Origin of the sequence: Dyadobacter sp. 22481 (assembly GCF_052044875.1) — a bacterium.
GTDB classification, from domain to species: Bacteria; Bacteroidota; Bacteroidia; order Cytophagales; family Spirosomataceae; genus Dyadobacter; species Dyadobacter endophyticus.
In genome coordinates, this window is record NZ_JBQENV010000001.1 from 1,299,721 (window position 1) to 1,321,864 (window position 22,144).

A 22,144-nucleotide genomic window follows, 5' to 3' on the forward strand; every position below is an offset into this window, starting at 1 on the left:
ACCCGTTTGGGTGAAGGAGGTATTAAATAAGAGCGAACCGGGCCGCCGGGCGGTCGAAACATCATTTGCATAGCGCAAACGGCCTTCGATCGCCGGGCGGCCCCGTACGCTCAGGCTGCCACCATAGGCACATTTGACATAAACTGCGGATCCTCAGCCCCGAATGATCAGCACGGAGGGGGAGTACGAAAGCCACACGCTGTGCGACTCCACCGCTTTGATCCAGCTTTCGAGGCTGATCACCATCAGGTCCTGACTTTGCAGAAAGTCCTTTTCAAGCACGTTTTCGTAAAGCATGGTCACGTTTTCAGGCGATTTTTCCTGCAATGCATCCAAGGCCTCACCGGTTTCGACGTGCTGGCTTACGGTCTGCGACGGGTCCATGATCGTCATTTGCAAGCCGTTTACGACAGAAAGGCGCTCGGCGAATGGGAGCAGGCGGCGGTCCTCCGGCGTGAACAGCGGCATGAAAACATTCTTTACCTGTTCGAGATTTTTTTCGATCAGAATGCCGACGGGCACCTTCACCGATCTGATGATGTGCGTCGTCCGTTCGTCGAAAACATCGGAGTGGAAGAGCTTTTCCTTACCGGTAATGGTATCGAAAAGGCGCTCGCGGCTAACGAATTTGGAAGTGAAACCCAATATTTTCCCCAAAAAAGTACCTTCGAACACCGATTTGCCGATCCCGATCATCAGCATATCGAAATCGCCGTCGTTAGCGGTTTCGATAATATCGTGCTCGATGCTCTGCGATGGTTTGAAGAGCGACGTGAAAGAAGTATTGAGCTCGTGGGCCTCTTCGTTGATCGGTCGGAAGGTTTCGTACTGGTATTCTTCGGTATTGACCTGGTTGAGATAGCTGCTCGGCGAAAGGTGCAATGCGGTAATGTTTTGCTCATCAGGTTGTTTGGAAACCAGTTTGTCGGCCAGGCGAAGCATTTTGCGGCCGCCCTGCGGACTTGCGAATGCAATGAGTACCGAAAAACGCGACGGCTCGTGTATCGGATGGAGGTCGTCTTTCGGTGCGGGGAGGAATTTGTCGATCAGGTCTAGGGCGGGGCCTGTCATACAGGTTGTTGCGAGGGCCATGATCACCATCATTGTGAAGATTTGAGGCGAGAGTACGCCGATGTCGTACCCAATATTGAGCACCACCAGTTCCACCAGTCCGCGGGTGTTCATCAGCGAGCCGATAATAAGACTGTCGCGCCACGACTGCTTCACAAACAATGCCGCTACGGCGCTTCCGACGAACTTACCGATCACCGCCGCCGCGATGATGAGCCCGGTGACATACCAAAGATGCGGATCATTCAGCAGGCCTATCTGGGTTCTTAAACCCGTAAAAACAAAGAAAAGCGGCAATAGCAGCACCAGTGCCACGTCTTCTACTTTCTCAATAAAAATATTGCGGAAACGTTGGTTCGCAGGCATGATCACCCCGGCCATAAACGCCCCGAAAAGCGCGTGAATGCCGATTACCTCGGTGAGATAGGAAGAAACGAGCAGCACGACGAAGAACAGCGCCACTACCGGCTTTGTAAGTCCCTCACGGTAAGCATAGTGGTCGCCAATGCGTTTCAGCATCGGTTTTACCAATTGCAGCATCAGCAATACATATGCAACGGAAAGGATGATCGTATAGATCGCGCTCACAAATTCGCCGGCCTTCACGATTGCGATCACTGCCGCGAGGATGCACCACGCGGTAATATCGTCGGTGGCCGCGCAGGTGATCACCATCATGCCCAGGCGCGTACGGGAGAGCCCGCGCTCCTGCACAATGCGTGCAAGGACCGGAAATGCGGTGATACTTAACGCAATACCTGTGAAAAGGGCGAAGGACAGGAAGTTAATGCCCTCGGGGGCAAAGTCGGTGTAGAGGTATAATGCCAGCCCTACGCCCAACGCAAACGGCAGTATAATGCTGGCGTGGCTGATCACGATCGCTTCCTGCGCCTTGGTTTTCAGCACTTTGAGATCCAGCTCCATGCCGATGATGAACATGAAAAGGATCAGTCCTACCTGGCTGAGAAACTGCAAGTTGCTCAACGAGGTTTTGGGGAAAATGAAAGCGGAAACTTCCGGGTAGAACATCCCGAGCACCGACGGCCCCAGGAAAATACCCGCAGCGATCTCACCGATCACTGTCGGCTGGCCGATGGCTTTGCAAATCCAGCCAAACAGGCGGGCGACGATGATAATGGTGACGATTTGGGCGAGGAGCGTGGCGAGCGGGTGGGTGAGGTTGTGCCCGAAGGTATCGGTGAATTGCTCCCAGGAGGATATACTTTGTGCTTTTTGAGGAATCTGGCCGGCTTTTTCGAGGAATGTGCCCTGTCGGATAAAGAAGTAGAGCAGGGCTGCGAATATTCCGATTGTAATGCAGTAAAAGAGTACGTTGCGAATGTTCTTCATCAGTACATATGAGAGTGAAGCGCGCAAAATACTGAATTAAGGCGAAAGATGGTAGGACTTCGCGCCCTACCATTTTTCAAAAACCTAGCTCCAAAGACGGTCGTGCGAACGTTTTTCGTTCCAGTCGGGCGTTGGGGCGAAGAACGATTTGTCCTTCGGATGCAGGTGTTTTTTAACCTCTTCTTCAACGAGCTCGATGCCGAGGCCGGGCGCTTCCAAAGGCACAGGCGCATACCCTTTGTCGATCAGCTTGCGACCGTCGGTGGTTTTCACGAGGCTTTCCCACCACGGCACATCCACCGAATGGTGTTCCAATGCCAGGAAGTTCTGCGTGGCGGCTGCGCAATGCACGTTGGCCATAAAGCTTACCGGCGTACCGGCGAAGTGCATCGCCATCGCAATGCCATGATCCTCAGCGTAATCGCCGATACGTTTCGTTTCAAGCAAGCCGCCCGACGAAGCCAAATCGGGGTGGACGATGTCTACCGCGCGCTGTTCGATCAATGCTTTGAAACCTTCTTTGAGGTAAATGTCCTCGCCGGTGAGCGTCGGCGTTTCCAGCGCATCCGAGATGGTTTTCCACTGATCGGTGTATTCCCAGGGCACCATGTCTTCGAACCACGCGAGGCGGTATTTGTCGAGCGCTTTTCCAAGGCGAATGCCGTTGTTAAGATCAAAATGGCCGTAGTGGTCGGAAGAAAGCGGTATCTCATATCCGACCACGCCGCGCACTTCTTCCACTACTTTTGCCATTTCTTCCAATCCTTTCGGTGTGATCTGGATCGCGGTGAAAGGGTGTTTGGTATTGGCATAGGAATGGTAATCGCCGGCCCATTGGGAGAAACCGCCACCCCACACCTTGTTATTCACAACGCTGCCTTCATTGTTCCGTAGCATTCCGATCGAAATATCCATTTTCAACCACGTGTAGCCCTGGTCCTGCGTACGGAATTTGATCTTTTGCTTAAACTCGTTGATATCGTTCGACTCGGGCGTGTCCGCGTACAAGCGAACCTTATCGCGGTAGCGACCGCCGAGCAGCTGCCAGCATGGCACGCCGTAAGCCTTTCCACAAAGGTCCCAGAGCGCCATTTCCACGCCGCACACGCCACCCGCCTGACGGCCATGGTAACCAAACTGCTTGATCGATTTGAACAGCTGCTCCACATTGCAGGGGTTTTGGCCTAACAAATGGCTTTTGAGGAACAATGCATAACGCTCGTCGGCGCCGTCGCGCACCTCGCCAAGGCCGTAAATCCCTTGGTTGGTATCGATGCGGATAATGGGCGTCCGGCCCACATTCTGTACAATGCAATACCGCAAGTCGGTGATTTTCAATTCCGAAGGTTTGGAAGCACGGCTTACTTTGGAAGTGGCTTGCGCAATGGTATCCTCGGTCGACATCGACATGAAACCCCCTAACGCAATGCCGCCTACCGCGGTTTTGCGCAAGAAATTACGACGGCTATCCCCGGTAGCAGGGTTAGCAATTTCTGCCGCTGCGACCGCTTTTTCAGCGCTTTCAACTTGTTTATTCGATTCAATGATTTGCTTTAAAATGTTTTTCATCGGGATTTGAGTTTAGTATCGTGATTTGTTTTGACCGCCGACTATGGACCGCGCGCTAATAATTCCTTTCCTTCAAGTAATCGTCCAGCTCCTTCTTCGTCATCGGCAACTTGCCGGGGTAATTATTTACCCAGTTCAAAAAGTCCTTCTGGATCACATCCGACCATTTCGTATCGATTTCCCCGGGCGTGTATTTGCCCTCGCGCAGGCGTAGGTGCCCGAACTCGTCGCGCAGGGCCGTTACCTCGGAAGTAATCACGAGATCTTCCACCAAATGCGCCGGAATAAAGATCGTCCCGTATTTTTTAGCCAAAACGACATCCCCCGGAAGTACCACCGCGCGACCAATGCGGATCGGGGTGTTGATGTTGGTAAGCATCATTTGCTGAATATATGAAGGGTCCTGACCTTTGATCCAGGCATTGAAACCGTTGATCTCGCTCAACCCTTCTACATCGCGTACGGAGCCGTAAAAGATTACCCCGCGCTTGGATTTGGCATAAATGGAGTTGCCCAGGTTGTCACCGATGAGCGTACCGTCGGCGATCTTGCCGTAGCCGTCGGCCACGTATACATCGCCTTCTTTGAGCACGTCAATCGGCCAGGAGTTGGTACCGCCGGTTTGCACGCGGCCTTCTTTTTTACCGGTTTCTTTCACCAGGTCCTGCAAATCGGGGCGGGCGGGCATGTATTGCGCCGTTACCACGCGGCCGGTCATGGTGCTGTCGTTGTGGATCAGCTGCCATTCGCCTTCAAACTGATTGTGGTAGCCTTTGTTGCGCAGCACGCCCCAGGCTTCTTCCATGGAAATGTTTTTCAGACGGGCCAGGATCGCATCCGACACGTGCGGACGGCCATCCGGCGATCGTGCCCCTTTCCAGCCGGAGGTGTAGGCTTTAATCTGGTCAGGAGTAGGGGAGATCGCTTGTGCGTGGGAAGCAAGGCTTCCCAGCACAAACGCCCCTGCAAGCAAGGTTTGTTTAAGCATAAATGAATAATTAAGGGTTAGTAATAGTCATTATTTATCCCAAAAAACGGGTGTTCCAAGCTCGTCGGGCCCCATTCTGGCGATAGCCGCCTTATAGTTGGCCTCGTTGACAGAGCGTTCGAGCACAGGGTACACCAATCTCTTGATAAAATCTTTCACCGACGGGTCCTTACCCGGGTAATTGTTCACAGGAAGTACCGGGAAGCCGCTTCTGCGGAAGTTGGCCCAGGCTTCGGAGCCGTTGAGGAACGAGGAGATCCAGTACTGGTTGTTGATCTGCTCCAACGCTTTGGCAGGTAGGAACGGGTTCGCCGTCAGGAATGCGTCCTGGCTTGCGGTCGGAATGGTGGCAAGCACGTCGTAGGTGGCCATCTGGTTCATATGTGCGCGCACGCCTGTTTCGTACAATGCCTTCACGTCGCCCGTGGCCCATCCGCGCTGCACCGCTTCCGCGAGCAGGAGGCTGGTTTGGGACCAGGTGATGAAGAACTCCGGTGCATCGATTTTGCCCAGCGTGCGGCGGTTGATCTGCGAATATTTGAATGCAGAACCAATCTTGCCCGGAAAACCGGGCGCATTCGCGATCGTCGATTCATTGTAGCCGTAGGGCATTCCTTCCTGGTTCGCAGGCGAGGTATCTTCGGCCCCGGCAGTAGCGAGTGGGTTGCCGGGCGTTTCGTATTTCACTGCGATCACACGGATGCGCGGGTCGCTCGTTTCTTTGAGAAAATCGACCAATGCTTTGCCCAGATACACATTACCGCGCTCGGTTCCCTGGAAATAGTTGGCCAGCGGGTGGTTAAATGTGCTGTTGAATGCGATCAGCGCGTTGTCGGCGTTGGAGCTTTGCAAGCCGCCATTCGCCGGGTCGACAGCCACCGCCACATATTGCTTAGCTTTCGCTGCATCGATTTTGGAATAACGCATAGCAGCGCGGAGCAGCAGCGAGTTGCCCAGCTTTTTCCATTGCGCGATATTGCCTTTGAAAAACAAATCACCCGCTTCAATGGGCTTGCCCGCGTCCAGCGCTTTGGTACCTTCCTGCAATTCTTTCAGGATGTCGTCGTAAATGACTTTCTGGTCGTCATATTTCGGCAGGTTAATGCCTTCAAGAAACGCTTTTCCGGCCTCAAAATAGGGTACGTCGCCGTAAGTATCCACCAAAACCATGAATACGTAAGCCTTCCAGATGCGCGCCATTTGGTACAGGTTCGACCGCGCGGGATCATCCTTGGTTTTGTAAAGGACGGTCGTCAGCAGGTTCACCGGACCGTTTTGCAGGTATAGCGAATTGAAGTTTGCATTCGAATTGGGATCGGAAACGGCATTGTGGTTCCCGCCTTCGAGTACGCCCGTGTAAGGTGTATTAATCTGTTGCACGATCTGCATCTGGTAGTTCTGGGTGGCAATGGCAGACGTGAATTCCGCATTGGAGAACAGGTAGATGGGATCGATGTCTGTCGCGAGGACGGGGTTTTTGTTAACCTCCTCAAAACCGCTGTCGCAGGAGCTCGCGCCGGCCAGAACGCTCAAAGCTGTGATATATATGAATATTCTTTTCATAAAAACAATGTTCAATAGTCAGGTTACAATTTGATATTCAGGTTGATACCATAGCTCCGCGTGGTCGGCAAGGTATGCGTCTCAATGCCTTGCAGGTTGTCTGATGCCGATACCTGTGCTTCGGGATCGAGATTGTCGATGTATTTCTTGATCATGAGCACATTGTTGCACATCGCGGAGAGTGTCAGGCCTTTGATGAAGCTCTTATCACGCACGAAACGCGAGAGGTCGTAGCCCACCGAGATCGTTCTCCAGCGCACAAATGCACCGTTGTACACGAATGGCGAGGCGAGGTTGGTGCTGCGGTAAGCGGTATAGAATTGCTGTGCTTCCACCCGTTGGGCATTCGGCTCGCCGGTAGAGGTTACACCTTCGAGCAACACGCCACCTTCGCGGCCTACAAGCGATGGTTTCGAGAGTCCTTCACGCAGGAAGTTCAGGTTCGAGTTCGAGAGGATCTTGTTGCCCGCCTTGAAATCGATTTGTGTGCCAATGCGGACGCCTTTCACATTGATCGTGTTCACCCACGCACCCACCCATTTCGGGATCGCACTGCCGAAAGTGGTGAGGTTACCCTGCTGGGGCAGACCACCCGAGGTAATAATGCGGCCCTGCGCATCGCGCTTGTAGTCGAAACCACGGAGGGAGGCAAGCGGCTTGCCCACTTCATGTGACACAATACCGAAGAATTCGCCGGTGCCGACGTCGAAACGCTCCTGTCTTTCAGCAAGTTCGATCACCTTGCTGATGTTATAGCTGCCGTTGAAGCTGGTTTCCCAGGTGAAATTGTCGTTGCGTACTGGTACGACGGTGAGCAAAAACTCCACGCCCTGGTTACGCAGCTTACCCACATTCACCTTCGTTTGGCTGAAACCGGAAGTGTTCGAAATGCTGACGTTCAGAATCTCATCCACCGTGTTTTTGCGGTACAACGAGAGGTCGAGGTTCAGGCGGCTGTCGAATGTCTTCAATTCCAGGCCGACTTCCGTTTCCTTCACTTTAAGCGGGCGGAGGTTCGCATTCGGGCTGACGGTGGACGGCAGGTTGCCCAGCGCCGTTCCATTGAAAGGGTTCGCATTGATAGCGTAATACAGGTTGTTGGAATACGGGTCGGTATCACCACCTACTTCCGCATAAGCAGCGCGGAGCTTGCCATATGTGAGCCAGTCAGGTGCATTAGCGAAAGCCTGGCTGAACACAAAGCTGCCACTCACGGATGGGTATAAGTAGCTGTTTGATTGTGGGTTCAAAGTAGAGAACCAGTCGTTGCGTCCCGTCACATTCACAAACAGGAAGTTTTTGTAGGAAAATTCAGCCGATCCGTAAATAGAGTTAACCTTCTTTTTACTATAACCGTAATTCGGGTTTTTGACCTGACCGTTGGCGATGGTGTACAGGTCGCGCACGTAGAAGTTGGTTACGGCGGTAGACACATTGTCGCTTACCTGCAGCATCTGGTTGCCACCCAATGTAATGTCGATGCCGAAATCTCCGAACGACTTGTTGGCGCCGATGAGGATGTCCATGTTACGCTCGCGGAAAGTGGCTACATCCTGGTAGTAATAACCGTTGAAACCGGTCGCCACGGCACCGATTGAGCGTGTACCCGTCGGGCGGTTGTAATTGTACGGACGCGTGTAATAATCCTGCCCGATGCGACCCTGGACGAACAACCAGTCGGTGAAATCGTAGCGTACCGAAGTATTTCCAAAAATCCGGTCGCGGCGCACGTTTTCGAAGCGGTCGTAGGCCACCCAATAAGGGTTGTTGCGGTTGGTGAAACGCGCCAGGGGCATTTCGTTACCGTTGGCGTCCTTGCGGTTTTTGAGCCAGTCGGTGTCGATGCTCGTAGCCAGGGTATAAATGGTGGTGTTCGCATTCATGTCCTGAATACCGATCTGCGGCGGGTTTTTGTTATACTCGTTGGAATAGTTTGCGTTCAGTTGCGCGGAAAGCTTTTTGGTAAACTTGTAGTTCAACCCCAGGTTGAAGATTTTTTTATGATAAGCCGAATTCGGCATGATCGCATTGGCATCGGTATTGGCAAAAGAGAGGCGGAAATTTCCTTTTTCATTACCACCTGATAATGCAACTGAATTGGTAAAACTGGTTCCTGTGCGGTAAAACTGCTTGATACGGTCTTTGTGGGCTACGTAAGGCTGGGTACTGCCGTCGAACTGCGGTGTAGGTTTGCCGTCGAGCTTCTCGCCAAATGCAAAAACGCCCGAGCTTTGAGCTTCGGCCACGGTGGTAGGGCGTTTTCCAAACTCTCCCTGGCCGTATTCGTATTGAAAATCGGTGTAATCCAATGCTTCCTGGGCCTGGAAATTCGAGTTCAGCTCCACGCCGATGCCGGTGGTTTTGCTGCCGCTTTTGGTCGTGATGATAATCGCACCGTCTTTCGCACGGAAGCCATACAATGCGGCCGCAGCGGCGCCTTTCAATACGGTCATCGACTCGATGTCGTCCTGGTTAATGCTTTGCAGACCATCCCCCGCATCGGAAGAACCGCCCGTAGGGTTACCTGTACCGTTTCCATTAGAGCCGCCCGCCGAAACGCTGCTGTTATTGATCGGAATGCCGTTTACAATGATCAGCGGTGAGTTGTTGCCTCCGAATGACGACTGGCCGCGGATACGGATCTTGGTAGAACCGCCGGGACCGCTCGCGGGTGGTGTTACGTTGAGACCGGCTACTTTGCCTTGCAGGCTGTTACCCAGGTTGGTGGTGCGGTTGGTAGTCAATTCTTCGGTATTAACCGTTGCCGTCGAATATCCCAGCTTTTTGGCATCCCGCTTGATACCCAGCGCCGTTACCACCACCATTTCGAGGTTGCGGACGTCGGGGGTCATGGAAATGTCGTAATTCGATTGGTTACCCAACGGTATTTCCTGGGGCGTGAAGCCGACAGACGAGAACACCAGCATGCCGCCGCCATCGGGCACGCTTAGCTGGAATGAGCCCTCGGCATTCGTGGCGGTTCCTACTTTCGTGCCTTTCACGACGATGTTCACGCCGGGCAGGGGATAACCCTTTTCGTCGGTCACCTTTCCTGTGATATTCCGGTCGATGTCGCTTTGGTTGCGGATCACTTCGGGTAATGCGCTGCCGGGTTCGGCGGCGTTTTTAATCAGCACAACCTGCTTGCCTTCGATCTTGTAAGTGATGTTGGCAGGTTTGAAAAGGTCGTCCAGAATATCGCCAAGCGACCTGTCGACGGCATTGATGGAAACTTTTCTTTGCGATTTGATCAGCGAAGAACTGTACGTGAAACGCAACTGTGTCAGCTTGTTGAGTTTGTTCAGTACCGTCTTCATTTCGAGGTTACTGACCTGGATTGTGATCTTCTGGTTCAGAATATCCTGTGCCCCAACGGTGCCCGCTGCCGACACTGAGGCAAAGATAAAGGCAATTAATAATTGGTAAAGTGATATTCTCATAACCCTGTAAAGTAGCCGGGATAGATGTCGGTGTTTTTTCATATTTTTGAAAGTTTTGTTCTGAATTGAAATGATGGGACAAAACGCTCCTGTACGCCACAGATTCCAGTCCGGGCGAGGGGAGTAGCAGGGCCGGTGATGGCGCAATCATCACTGGCTCTTTATCATTCAAAGGGGAGCAGAGTTACTGGTATATCATAGGCGAAATTTGGGATTAATGGTAGTTGATTTTAGTCCTGAAAAGGGTTTAGAGAGATTAATTACATCCTTTGGAACTGATCACAACGCGACCATTCTCCATATCATAGCCGGCACCGATGGCCTGGCATATTGCATTCAATCGTTGTTTCAGATTTTCTTCGCTAAACTGCGCACTGATCATGCAGTTGGAAACCGTTTCGGCGTTGTACACGATGCTGATGCCGTAAGCTTTGCCCAGCGCATCGAATGCTTCGGCGACCGGCTTGTCGTCGAACACCTGCTCTTTCTGCACTGCCGATTCGGCGAGTAGCACCGGATTGGCCGTAACGGCCTTTTCGAGCTTGTTGTCCTTACGGTTGAAAACCACCTGCTGATTAGGGTTCAGGATAACACCGGCCGGTTTAGCTCCTCGTGAGATTTCATATTCCTTCTTGGCATACACCGATACGCGACCGGTTTTAACGGCAATCATTTCCGTATTATCACCCTCAAATGCCTTAATACGGAAGCTCGTACCGAGCACTTTCGTGACGGTTTCATTGGTATATACCAGGAATGGCTGTCTGGGATTCTTGGCTACGTCGAAAAACGCCTCACCCGTCAGGTACACTTGGCGCTCTCCGGCAGCGAATTGCCGCGGATACCGGATGCTGCTGCCTTTCGCCAGTGTAGCTACGCTTTTGTCGCTCAAGAGCACGGTCATTTCCACTTCCGTAGCGTTGGTTTTGATCAGCATTTCCTGGCCCATTGTGATTTCCTGCCCTTTACCGGACGGCGCTATCGTGTTATGGGACGTGTAGTAAAGCCAGCTCAGACCACCGGTGAGCAACAGCACAGCCGCCGCCCTCCACACTGCGCGCTGATAGAAAGGCATATGGCCTTCCGCTTTTCGTACTTCGGCAATACGCGTGATCTCCGCGATTTCGTGCCGCAGCATTTCGTCCGAAAGATCATCTTTATAGAGGTCATGCACCGCGAGCACCAGCTCCCGTGCACGTGCCGCGACGCCCGCACGGTCGGCATTTTGTAGTAACCACTGCTGCCAGTAACGGTCGAGTTCCGGTGTAGGCGCCATAACCCAACGTCGGAACGATTCGTCCGTCGCCAGTTCCTCCACAGTAAATATTCGGTGTAAGCTCATCGGCAAAACAAAAACATACGGTTCAGAGCATTTGCAGGCTCTTTAAAATAGTATGTCTGTTTTGAATACCGGGATAACCAAAAAAGTCAAAAAAAATTTTAAAAAGTGATAAAGGGAAGAGGGAAGGGAGGGATATAAGGATAAAAAGTTAAAATTGGTTAATACTTTTTAAAAGTATTATTTTAAATTAAAAGTAAATTAAGTATAAAGCCGCTGCTCGTGCCGGGCTCGTTCAAATCTCCATTCTCCCTTCCTCCTTACTTACGATAAGAAGAAAAGCAACACCCAAAAAAACTCCGCCGGAGCCCAGATTTCCTTGATCTCTTTCAATGTCCGGTAGAGCAGATTAGAAACGCTCTGCCGTCCCAGCCCCATGACGCTGGCGATGTCCTCGTTGTCGAGGTTTTGATAAAAGCGGAGATAGATGATCTCTTGCTGGCGTTTTGATAGCAGCGAAATGATGCGTTTGAGGCGGCCGTTTTGAAAGCGGATGTGCTCGGCCTCGATGATGTTGGTTTCGATGGAAGGATCGGACGGATCGGTATCGAAAATGGCCACTTGCGGCTCGTGGAAACGTTTCAGGCGGATACTTTCCTTGATGAGCTTGTGGCGGAGCGCTTTAAGTAGATAGGACTTGACGAATGCGGTTTCGGAGAGAAAATTGCGGCGTTCCCAAAGTTCGAGGTAAAGCTCCTGAATGGAATCGCGGATGAAATCGGGATCGGAAGAAAACTTTGTGGCATAGTTGTACAGCGCCCGGTAATGCGTCTGGGCGAGCTGCCCGAGCGCTTCTGCGTCGCCGGCCTTGAACCGCTGCCAGAGCCTGATATTCAGCTCGCCGGTATTCGATATGTTTTCGTCCTGATTCAAATCCTTAATGTAACGGCAATGTTGTATTAAATCAATGAATTGTGCCAATCAAAGCCGCCGGTAGGGGTATTCTCCTTGTGAAATGGCGGCAATTATTCTGTGTTGGAAATGTTAGGGGAAAATAAAACGGGGCGGTGTTTCGCCGCCCCGTTGGAAGACTGCAAGGGCAGGTTATTTCACTACTTTCAGTTTCCCCTGCATCAGCGAGTAATGCCCGGGGAATGTGCAAACGTACTGGTAGGTGCCCGCCTGACTTGGCGCCACGAAATAGATCGCCTCCGTTTTTTCAGGCTCCACGATATTGGTGTGGAAAAGCACATCATTCGTTTTGGGCACATAATTCAATTCGGTGCCTTTCAAGCCCAGGTTCAAACCCGCTTCACCAACCGCGTTGGCTGCCCCCGGCTTGGTAATGACCAGGTTGTGGAGCATATCGTCGTTGTTGTTGAAAACGACTTTAATTTTGCTGCCAGCTTTCACCTGAATTTCGGAAATATCAAATTTCAAACCCGGAACGGTTCCGATTGTCACCACCTGATCCGGTCCGTTGGTCCAGCTGGCCGGCATTTCGGTCACGCGTTTGGCTGAGGCGGCGGTATTGGCTGCCGTTGCGCCGGGCGCCGTTTCGCCGGGCGCCGCAGCGCCGTGCCCACTGTGATCCATCGTGGTGCTTGCTTTCACGGTCGTCGTAAACTGAGACGCATTGGCCGCCTGGCCGCCGGCGATCTCGTTCAATGTGTAGTAACCCGTCGCATGCAGCAGGTTGTTGCCGTCTGCCGATTTCACGCCTTCCGCCTTGATTTCGTGGATGTACCCTTTGCGCAGTGTCGCTGGATCGACTACCAGACGCACCCGCAGGCCGTCTTCTGAAACGATAATGCCTTTCAAAGGCACTTCCTGGGTGTTAATAATCGGGCTGCCGTAAGTGCGGTGGTAGCGGTAAGTAAAACTGTTCATTTTGTATGCATCTTGCTCAGCAGCGGCCTTTTTGTCGATAGGACTGGTGAATGTGATCTCAAAACCATCGGGCGTCGAGCGGACAGTCTTCATTTCGAACGGCATTTTACCGGTCCATACAAGTCTTTGAATACCAAATTCTTCCTTACCCGTTGCCGACCATCCCCGGCTCGTCTGGCCTACGAACATCGAGCCGTCGAGACCCCATTCCAGACGAAGGATACCCGACATAAAACCTTCGCGAAAAGGGAAGACAGTTCCCTGCCACACGCCATTCACTTTTTCGAGGTCAACGCGGGTGATGATGCTATGTCCCTGGTCACCCACGAACATCTGTCCCGTAAATGGCCCGAACGCCCCGTTGGTTACGTCTTCCTTGAAATCGGAGGTGGAGATACCCACCAATGTGTGCGGGAACCAAACTGCCGGTGGTTTCAGGCCAGGAACCTTCTTGGCAACATCGTAAAGCGGTTCGCCGGTGCTCGGAACATCTTCCGGAGTCAGTTTCACAGGTGATCCTTCTTCTTTGCTCCAACGCAAGCCGGCAGGGTTACCCGCGAAGTCGCCTTTTTCAAGATGTGTCATACGGCCTGAGCCCACCCAGTCGCCCTGGTTTTCAGTATAGAAAATATCGCCTTTATACGATCCGAAGCCGGAAGGGGAGCGCAATCCCGTCGCCCAGGGCGTGAGCTTGCCGTCCTGGCCGAGTTTCAGCATCCATCCGCGCCATTTCGACTGGCTGGCGCCGCGGCCAACCCAGTCGAGGTTGAGCGTAACAAGCATTTCGCCGTTCGGCATGGGTACCGGTCCGTAAGAATACTGGTGATAATTACCCGACAATGGCCAGCGCGAGAACGAGTCGTAAACATCCGCAACACCGTCGTTGTCGGTGTCTTCGAGGCGGGTAACTTCGCCGCGCTGCGACACGAGGAAGTCTTTACCTCGATAATACAGGCCCAGGGGCTCGTGCAGTCCCGATGCGAAACGGTGGAACGAAGGCTTGCCGTCGCCTTTCAGGTACGGGTTGCCGATCATCCATACCTCGCCGCGGCGGGTTGACGTCGCGAGACGGCCGTCGGGCAGTACCTGCATCCCACCTATTTCCATTTTGATGTTTTCAGGAATCGGAATGGTGATAATGCGGTAATAGTCGTCAATCTTATTGGGTTTGGACTGCGCAAACGCGTTCACACAGCCAGCGGTAATCAGTGTAGTTAAAAGAATATTTTTCATTAGATACAAATCAGATAATGAGGTTTTACCAAAACAGGGAATAGCTGGTCGTGTTGGAAACAGGAAGGATAAGCTCCTTCATTTCACCGGCCGGACGTACTACCGCTTTGGCTTTTTTATCAACCTGCACATAAAAGCGGTCGTCGATCTGGTAAAGTCCTTTCTCTATTTCGGTGATCTGCTTGCCGCTCGCGAGCAGCGAGTATAGCGCACCTGCGGGCGTGCCTTCCAGGCGGCCGTCCACGCGGAACGTGCGCGAGAGGCTGTTGCCGCCCGAAACCAGTTCGTCGCTCACCGTCGCCGAGCCGATCGCGTAACGGAAGACCGGGTAACCTTTCTGATCGATTTTGTAGCCAAGGAAATTGATATTGGAAGAATCGGGCCACGTTGCATTCGCATTGTCGAGCACCGCTACGCTGCTGCGTCCCGAAACATGTACTTTGAGGCCAGCGGGGAAAAGCAGTTGCGGCTCGCCGCGCTCGTACCACATCTCGGTCACGTCGGCAAACTGGCCTCTCCACGCCTGTACCAATGCGCCGCGGTTCAGGTCGACGGTATAATTCCAGCCATCGGGGCTTCCTACTGAGATACAATGCGTACGCTTCGATTTTTCGCCGTCCAGCTGAATGAATGAGCGCACCATTTCCGGGCGCTTGTCGGGCGTCACGCTGATGTAGGGCTTGGGTTCAGGCTCGGGCAGGGACGACAATGAATGCAGGTCGTAAGGGCGCACACCCGATTTCTCCACGCGCAGCCCCAATGCAGGCTGGCGCCACGGGAAGCGCGAGTAATAAATTTTGAATTTGTGTTTGCCCTGTGTCAGGTTAATAGAACCGGTGTGTGTTTCCTGAGAAGTGGCTTCACCGGACGATACCACGCTTTTGCCGTCGATATCAACCGAAAGGACAGGACCGGAATAAATAGTCGTGAAAATGTAGTCGCCAGCCTCGGTTACGTCGATATCCCCTTCATACACAAGGTGAAATTCCCGCATTCCGTTGGTCACCTCCTGGGTTAGCAGGGGAGACTGACCCTCGTGGTCGAGCTTGCTATATTCTTTGGCATCCCATTTGTCTGCGTAAACTTTGTAATTTAGGTTACTGATTGACAGTGGCTTGCGATTAGCAAGAAGTTGGTAGCCTACATTGCGGAATGCGATGCTGCCTTTGGTAACTTCGAATGCGATGGGCTGGCCATCTGCTGCGGCTTTTGAGTTAGGAAGGTAAACGGTTTCTAGAACTGTGACGCCGTTTAGCGAAAGCGCATTCAGGCGTGCGGAGTTAGGAATGTGTTGTACGGATGCATCATAGGAAATTTCGAGTGTCTGCCACAGACCGGCCGATTTAGCGGCGTTCTGGTTCGGAAACTGGCCGATATACCCCGACGTCGTGGCGTCCGCTGTCTTTTGTTTGCTGCTATCGGAGATCTTTACTTTCTGCCCGCCCGGAAGGATGATATTTCCCTCGGCTCCCGGCGAAACGTTGAATTCGATGTATAGCCGTAAGTCGCTCGCTTTCAGTTTGGTAGTCAGCACGGTTCCTGCATTACCGATCAGTACGCCGTCGCCGGTCAGTGTTTTGGGCTTCGCCGTACCGGTAGGGTGTATGGAAATGCCACCTTGAATCGACCAGTTGGGAGCGGCGCTTTCAAATGCGCTGAGGTCTTTGAGGGGAAGCGGAGAATAGTTTCCCTTTCCTGTCTGAGCCATCACCATCGCCGGGCAAGCCAGCAGCAGGAGGGAGACTTTCTGAAACAATTGATGCATTGGAATCGATTAAGTGTATTGTTTACAATTAAAAAACGAAGTTCGACATTTTTTTACCATTATATCCGGAAATAGTATGAATTTTTTGAACGGTTTTTAATAAAAAAAGCTGCTTGTGAAGAAGCAGCCTTGCGTATTTTAATCGGCGTGGTGAAGTTTTATTACTCCTCTTTCGTACAGTTACAAGATTGCCCGCATGATGCATAGTAGCCGTTTTTGCGGGTAATTGTACAGCAGGCATTTGAACATGAGCGTGTGCCAGGTCCACCGGCACTATGGCATTGCTCTGTCAAAAACTCGGGATTGCCCCTCAGACTTGGCAATGGCCCCTTAAACGCAATGCCAATAGCGTCGACTGCCGCTTTTGACAAATAGCCGGTCGGCGATCGCGCGGGATGGTAAACCCTGCGCGATCAGCTTGATAATTTCGTATTCCCGGGAGGTGAACATGGCGATTGTTGGTTTTGGATTTGCATTGATACCACTATCTTTCCGTATCGTCATCCGGGAATTAGCATAGTCCATATTTGAATTATCAAAAGTTTAACACCTATGCCTCCCGCCGCCCTGGCGTATATCGGCAAGGGTTGAAACTGCAGGGGGGAATGACAGGAGGATTTGGTGTGAGAACTGGCGGTGTTTAGTAGCCTTATTCAAGGATTTTTCTGTATTATTCCAAAATACATGTCCGGAATAGTCCAATCTGGTGACCATTGTTTTGTAAAATGTTGATAAACAAGCCGGTAAGGTTGTTTGCGGTTGCATTTCATTTTTGTAAATTTAAAGGGGCGCGATGCAGACGTCCGATCACAGCGGAGGGACATTCGTGGAATTTTAAAGTGTTAGTCAGTAGTAGTTACCGGTTCTCGGGGAGGCAGTGTCGAAGGGAAGATTTGTTTATAGTATGTTAATAAATACTTAACATAACAGTCTGTATTTAACCGGATTTTTGCGCTTTGCAAGGCGTATTGCCTGTTTCCATTCTTTTCTCACCTAAATAACCTAGTGCTCATGATTAAAAAATTTTACTTATGCTTTCGGCTGAGTATTTTCAGAAGAAGCGCGTACACCGGGCTCATGCTCACGGGGCTGCTCTACTGCCACGCGGGCGTCGCACAGTCGGTTATTACCGGGCAGGTGATCTCCGATGATGACAAGGCGCCTCTCGCGGGCGTGAGCGTCATCGAAAAAGGGAGTAACAACGGTACAGTGACGGATTCCAACGGAAAGTACCAGATCACGGTGAAGGGCGCCAGCTCGGTACTGACATTCTCGTTCCTCGGCTACGTTTCGCACGAAGTGACGGTCGGCGGCCGTGCCGTGGCGGACGTGACGCTTTTTGCCGATCAGAAACAACTTCAGGAGGTAGTGGTGACGGCCCTCGGTATTAAAAAAGACGTCCGCAAGTTGGGTTACGCGGTGCAGGAGCTGAAAGGTGAAAGCATCGTTACAGCGCGTGAGACCAACATTGTGAACCAGTTGGCCGGTAAAGTGGCCGGTGTGACGGTCGTAGGAAGCCCGTCGGGTATCGGCGGTTCGGCACGGGTAACGATCCGGGGTGAGCGGTCGGTAGATTTGAACAAAAACCAACCGTTGTACGTGATCGACGGGGTGCCTATCAGCAACTCCATCACGGGCGGCTCGGGCCAGGGGAACCTGGAAGTCGATTTCGGGAATGGCGCGAGCTTTATCAACCCCGACGACGTGGAGACGATGAGCGTGCTGAAAGGACCGGCGGCTGCGGCCTTGTACGGATCAAGAGCGGCCAATGGGGTGATCCTTATCACCACCAAATCGGGTAAGGGCAACAAAGGCATCGGTGTGGAAGTGAATAGCAACACCACATTCGAGCGTGCGTTGAAATTGCCTGAGTATCAAAACAAATACGGACAAGGCAATGGTAACGGAGGCGACTTCGCGTTCGTGAATGGCGCCGGTGGCGGTCTCACGGATGGTACCGACGAAGGCTGGGGGCCGGAGTTCAAAGGCCAGAGCTACCCGCAATACAACTCACCGCGTACACTGAACGGACAGGTAATCCCTTATCTCGGTGGGGACCTGAATGCCCCCGCGGGTAGTGTGATCACCGCAACCCCCTGGGTACCGGATGTGGACGGTTTGAAAGACTTCCTCCGGACAGGCCGTACCTTGACGAATAACGTCGCATTGATTGGAAATAACGACCAGGGTAGTTTTCGCTTATCGTACACCAATCTCGACCAGACGGGTATTGTGCCGAACACCGATCTGAAACGCCATACTGTCTCATTGAGTGCAGGTTATAATCTGACGAAGAAGCTCTCGGCAAAAACATTTGTGAGCTATATCAAGAGCGCGAGCGGCAACCGTCCGTCGATCAGCTATGGTACGGAGAGCATCATGTACCTGTTCAACTGCTGGCTGCCACGTTCGGTCGATGTAGGTGATATGAAACGTTTATGGATGAACGGTCTGGAAGACCGACGCCAGTTCAGCTGGAACTACAACTACCACGATAACCCTTACCTGACGGTTTTTGAAAATACCAACGGCCAGGAAGTGAACCGCATAATCGGAAACGTTATCCTGAAATACGATTTTACCGACTGGCTTAGCCTGCAAGTGCGGACGGCTACCGACTGGGGCAACGAGCGGCGCGAATACCGCCGCGCATTCAGCACGCAACGTTTTCCGTTCGGTCAGTACCGCGAAACGAAGATCAACACCGAGGAACGCAACAGCGATTTCCTATTGTCGTTCAACAAGGACGTCACCAGGGATATCAACATTTCGGCGACACTCGGTGGCAACCAGAACCGCCAGAGCTCTATTTACGACGAGGAAAATGCAGGCCAGCTGAATTTGCCGGGCATTTACAACCTGACAAACTCCCGCATTGCGCTCGTAGCTTCGCAAAGCAAGGTAGGCAAGCGTATCAACAGTTTGTACGGTTCGGCCTCGGTTTCATTCCGCAATTACCTGTTCCTCGACATTACCGCACGTAACGATTGGAGTAGTGCATTGACGCTCCCGACAGCCCTGAAAGCTTTTGGTACTGAAAACAACTCGTACTTCTATCCTTCGGTAGCATTGAGCGCCGTATTGAGCGACATGACCAAACTTCCGGAAGTGATTTCATTTGCCAAACTCCGCGGAAGCTTCGCGCAGGTAGGTAATGACACCGATCCGTTTACCTTTACCCAGGCTTACAATCCCAGCACGCCTTTCGGAAGCTCGCAGATCTACGGCGAGACCGATCGTTTGGCTAACCTGAACCTGAAACCGGAGATCAGTACTGCATTCGAATTGGGTGCGGATGTGCGTTTCTTCAAGAATCGCGTAGGATTGGACTTTACATTCTACCAAAGCAAAACCAAAAACCAGATCCTGCAAATCCCCCTTTCACAGACAACCGGTTATAATGGCCGTTTCTTCAATGCGGGTGAGATCAAAAACTGGGGTTTTGAGACGATGTTGAATGTAACACCGGTGGAAATCAATGATTTCAAATGGAATGTCGGCATCAATTTCTCGGCTAACCGCAGCAAAGTACTCGAACTCTCCGACGGTATCACCAACTTCGTGATGGCGAGCAAAGGCGTAAGCATCGAGGCACGCGTGGGTGAAAGGATGGGGGACATGTACGGAATCGCATTTGCGCGTGTGCAAAACACCAGCCCTTCCCTGCCTTATTATGATGCGTCAGGCCAGAATGTAGGTCAGGTCGTTTACAAAGACGGTCGCCCGGTGCCTACTACCAACGTTCAGAAAATGGGTAACTACAATCCCGACTGGCTCGCAGGTATTTCCAATCAGTTCAGCTATAAGAATGTGAGACTGAGCTTTCTGTTCGATATTCGCCATGGAGGAAAGATATTTTCTGAAACACAGGTGGTTGGCCGTGAAGGCGGTATCATTAAAGAAACCCTCGAAGGACGTGCCGATGGATACGACCTGGGCAAACCCGGCAACGGTGTGATCGGCGACGGCGTGGTGCAGAATGCGGATGGTTCATTCAGCAAAAACGACGTGAAACTGACAGCCCGTGCGTGGCATACCGCTTTTACGGGCGGCCGCAACATCGCCGAAGGTGTGATGTACGACGCTTCGTTCGTGAAGCTTCGTGAATTGCAGCTGGGTTACTCGATCCCTAACCGCATCCTGGGGCGGTCGCCGATCAAGAACATCACCATTTCGTTGGTAGGACGTAACCTGGCATTGTGGTCGAAAGTGCCGCACGTGGATCCCGAAACAATGGCTTACAACGGAGGAACCGCTTTGCCGGGCATCGAATACATGTCGATTCCTTCGAGCCGCAGCTATGGTTTCAATGTGAGTTTCAAACTGTAAAATTTCAATTGGAAAACAATGAAAAAGCTAATTCCGATATATATCATGGCCGCGCTGATCGTGTCAGGCGGGGCATGTACCAACGATTTTGAAGAAATCAATACCAATAACAACGTTCCGAACGACGTCACGCCCGACCTGCTACTGGCCGGTGTGATCCGCAACCTGGTCAATAGCCAGGTAAACGACGCCTGGGGTATCGGCAACATTGTGGTGCAGCACCACGCCAAGATCCAGTTCGTGAACGAGGACCGCTACTTGTGGGGGCAGCAAAACAGCATCTGGGACAATGTGTATGGTAATATGCGTAATGTTAAAAACATCCTGGACCAGGTTGGCACCGACGATGCCAATGCCTACAAAGGCATCGCGCTGATCCTGAAATCGTGGATGTTCGCGCTCGCGACCGATGCTTACGGCGATATTCCTTACACGGAGGCGACGAAAGGCAAGACAGATGGTGTTTATCAGCCGAAATACGATACCCAGGAAAGCGTTTATGCGGGCGTACTGGCTGATCTTAGTACAGCCAATAATATCCTCTCTACGAGCACAACAGCCGTTTCGGGCGATATCCTCTTCGGAGGAGGTACCGGTTCGCTGATTAAATGGCGCAAACTCGCCAATTCTTTGCGTCTGCGCTACCTGATGCGTATTTCGAAACAGAAGGATGTCAAAGCGGATATGCAGGCGATCCTTGCCGATCCTGCGAAGAACCCTATTTTTGAAGGAAATCAGGACAATGCAGAGTTGAAATATCTGGCAGCGGCCCCCAACCAATGGACGTTGTACGGTGCGCGCGTAGGTTCATTCGACGAATTCCGGGTGAGCAAGACGCTTAGCGACCGCCTTACCGCATTGAAAGACCCGCGTCTGATGGTCTTCGGTCGTCCTTCACAATCGTCGGTATCGGCTGGTAAGCCGGTGATCGAAGGTGTTCCTAACGGACTGGGAGATGTGCCGGCATTGAACTACAATGGCGGCCCGCAAGGCGTCTCGCGCGTAGGTTACACGTTCGCGTGTCTCGTCTGCAACGACCCCGGACAAGCAGCGCCGGATCCTTCTGCTCCGCGTGGGATCATTATGAACTACTCCGAATTGCAGTTTATTCTGGCAGAAGCGCGCGAAAAAGGATGGATTACAACCGGTACCGCCGAGGGTTACTATACAAAAGGCGTTCAGAGCAATTTCGACTACTGGAAAAGCGTAGTGCCGTCTTCGTACGGCATCAATGTTACGCCGGACGCGTCGTACTACACGCAGGCGGGCGTAGCGTACACAGGCACCAGCGCTGAAAAACTGGGAAAAATTGCGCTGCAAAAGTGGATTGCCTACTATTTCAACGGCCTGGAAGCCTGGTTCGACTGGCGCCGGACAGGTATGCCGGAGATCAAGCCGGGGCCGGACAACCTGAACCAGAACCGTGTACCCGTACGCTTTATTTACCCGCTGTCGGAGCAATCGCTGAACGGTGCAAATCGTGAAGAAGCGGTGAAACGCCAGGGGACCGATGATTTGAATACCCGGACTTGGGTGGCTAAATAAGGGAGAAAGGGAGAAAGGGAGAAAGGGAGAAAGGGAGAAAGGGAGGATGGAGGAAAGGGAAGAAATGTTAGGAGCGAAGTCGAAGCACTTGAAATACGGCATAATTCACCGTATGGACTGTC

At 52.2% G+C, this 22,144-nt stretch carries 12 protein-coding genes; 2 read left to right on the forward strand and 10 right to left on the reverse strand.

Annotation, left to right across the window (positions count from 1 at the left end; translation table 11 throughout):
• Nucleotides 1-153: 153 nt before the first annotated feature.
• The 10 genes from ACTJJJ_RS05045 to ACTJJJ_RS05090 all read right to left on the reverse strand — a co-directional run bounded on the left by ACTJJJ_RS05045 (nucleotide 154) and on the right by ACTJJJ_RS05090 (nucleotide 16,673).
• Nucleotides 154-2,421: a cation:proton antiporter gene (locus tag ACTJJJ_RS05045; protein WP_188929977.1), complete on the reverse strand. Its 2,268-nt coding sequence runs from the start codon at nucleotides 2,419-2,421 to the stop codon at nucleotides 154-156.
• Between the two features lie 84 nt (nucleotides 2,422-2,505).
• Nucleotides 2,506-3,990, reverse strand: coding sequence for a mandelate racemase/muconate lactonizing enzyme family protein (locus ACTJJJ_RS05050; RefSeq protein WP_426294556.1), 1,485 nt, complete (start codon nucleotides 3,988-3,990; stop codon nucleotides 2,506-2,508).
• 55 nt (nucleotides 3,991-4,045) lie between these two features.
• Complete coding sequence (locus ACTJJJ_RS05055) at nucleotides 4,046-4,978, reverse strand: RraA family protein (RefSeq protein ID WP_188929973.1); 933 nt, start codon at nucleotides 4,976-4,978, stop codon at nucleotides 4,046-4,048.
• Nucleotides 4,979-5,008: 30 nt separating this feature from the next.
• A complete protein-coding gene (locus tag ACTJJJ_RS05060; protein ID WP_440701608.1) occupies nucleotides 5,009-6,541 on the reverse strand; it encodes a SusD/RagB family nutrient-binding outer membrane lipoprotein in 1,533 nt (510 codons plus the stop codon).
• Between the two features lie 23 nt (nucleotides 6,542-6,564).
• On the reverse strand, nucleotides 6,565-10,023 hold the full coding sequence (locus ACTJJJ_RS05065) for a SusC/RagA family TonB-linked outer membrane protein (protein ID WP_229221548.1): 3,459 nt from the start codon (nucleotides 10,021-10,023) through the stop codon (nucleotides 6,565-6,567).
• 214 nt (nucleotides 10,024-10,237) lie between these two features.
• Nucleotides 10,238-11,323 carry a FecR family protein gene (locus tag ACTJJJ_RS05070; RefSeq protein ID WP_188929968.1) on the reverse strand — a complete coding sequence of 362 codons (1,086 nt, stop codon included), beginning with the start codon at nucleotides 11,321-11,323 and terminating at the stop codon, nucleotides 10,238-10,240.
• 261 nt (nucleotides 11,324-11,584) lie between these two features.
• Complete coding sequence (locus ACTJJJ_RS05075; RefSeq protein ID WP_229221545.1) at nucleotides 11,585-12,241, reverse strand: RNA polymerase sigma factor; 657 nt, start codon at nucleotides 12,239-12,241, stop codon at nucleotides 11,585-11,587.
• A gap of 123 nt (nucleotides 12,242-12,364) precedes the next feature.
• Nucleotides 12,365-14,383 (reverse strand): plastocyanin/azurin family copper-binding protein, encoded by a 2,019-nt coding sequence (locus ACTJJJ_RS05080; RefSeq protein WP_188929965.1) that lies wholly within the window; start codon nucleotides 14,381-14,383, stop codon nucleotides 12,365-12,367.
• Nucleotides 14,384-14,408: 25 nt separating this feature from the next.
• Entirely contained in the window at nucleotides 14,409-16,148 is a 1,740-nt protein-coding gene (locus ACTJJJ_RS05085) for a family 16 glycoside hydrolase (protein ID WP_188929962.1), read from the reverse strand.
• 330 nt (nucleotides 16,149-16,478) lie between these two features.
• Nucleotides 16,479-16,673 carry a LuxR C-terminal-related transcriptional regulator gene (locus ACTJJJ_RS05090; RefSeq protein WP_188929960.1) on the reverse strand — a complete coding sequence of 65 codons (195 nt, stop codon included), beginning with the start codon at nucleotides 16,671-16,673 and terminating at the stop codon, nucleotides 16,479-16,481.
• 486 nt (nucleotides 16,674-17,159) lie between these two features.
• Here ACTJJJ_RS05090 and ACTJJJ_RS05095 point away from each other — a divergent pair, with 486 nt between their 5' ends.
• Together ACTJJJ_RS05095 and ACTJJJ_RS05100 are read left to right on the forward strand one after the other, a co-directional pair.
• The gene (locus ACTJJJ_RS05095) at nucleotides 17,160-20,477 is read left to right on the forward strand and encodes a SusC/RagA family TonB-linked outer membrane protein (protein WP_188929958.1); all 3,318 of its coding nucleotides are present in this window, start codon (nucleotides 17,160-17,162) and stop codon (nucleotides 20,475-20,477) included.
• 18 nt (nucleotides 20,478-20,495) lie between these two features.
• Complete coding sequence (locus ACTJJJ_RS05100; RefSeq protein WP_188929956.1) at nucleotides 20,496-22,022, forward strand: SusD/RagB family nutrient-binding outer membrane lipoprotein; 1,527 nt, start codon at nucleotides 20,496-20,498, stop codon at nucleotides 22,020-22,022.
• The last annotated feature ends 122 nt before the right edge of the window (nucleotides 22,023-22,144 follow it).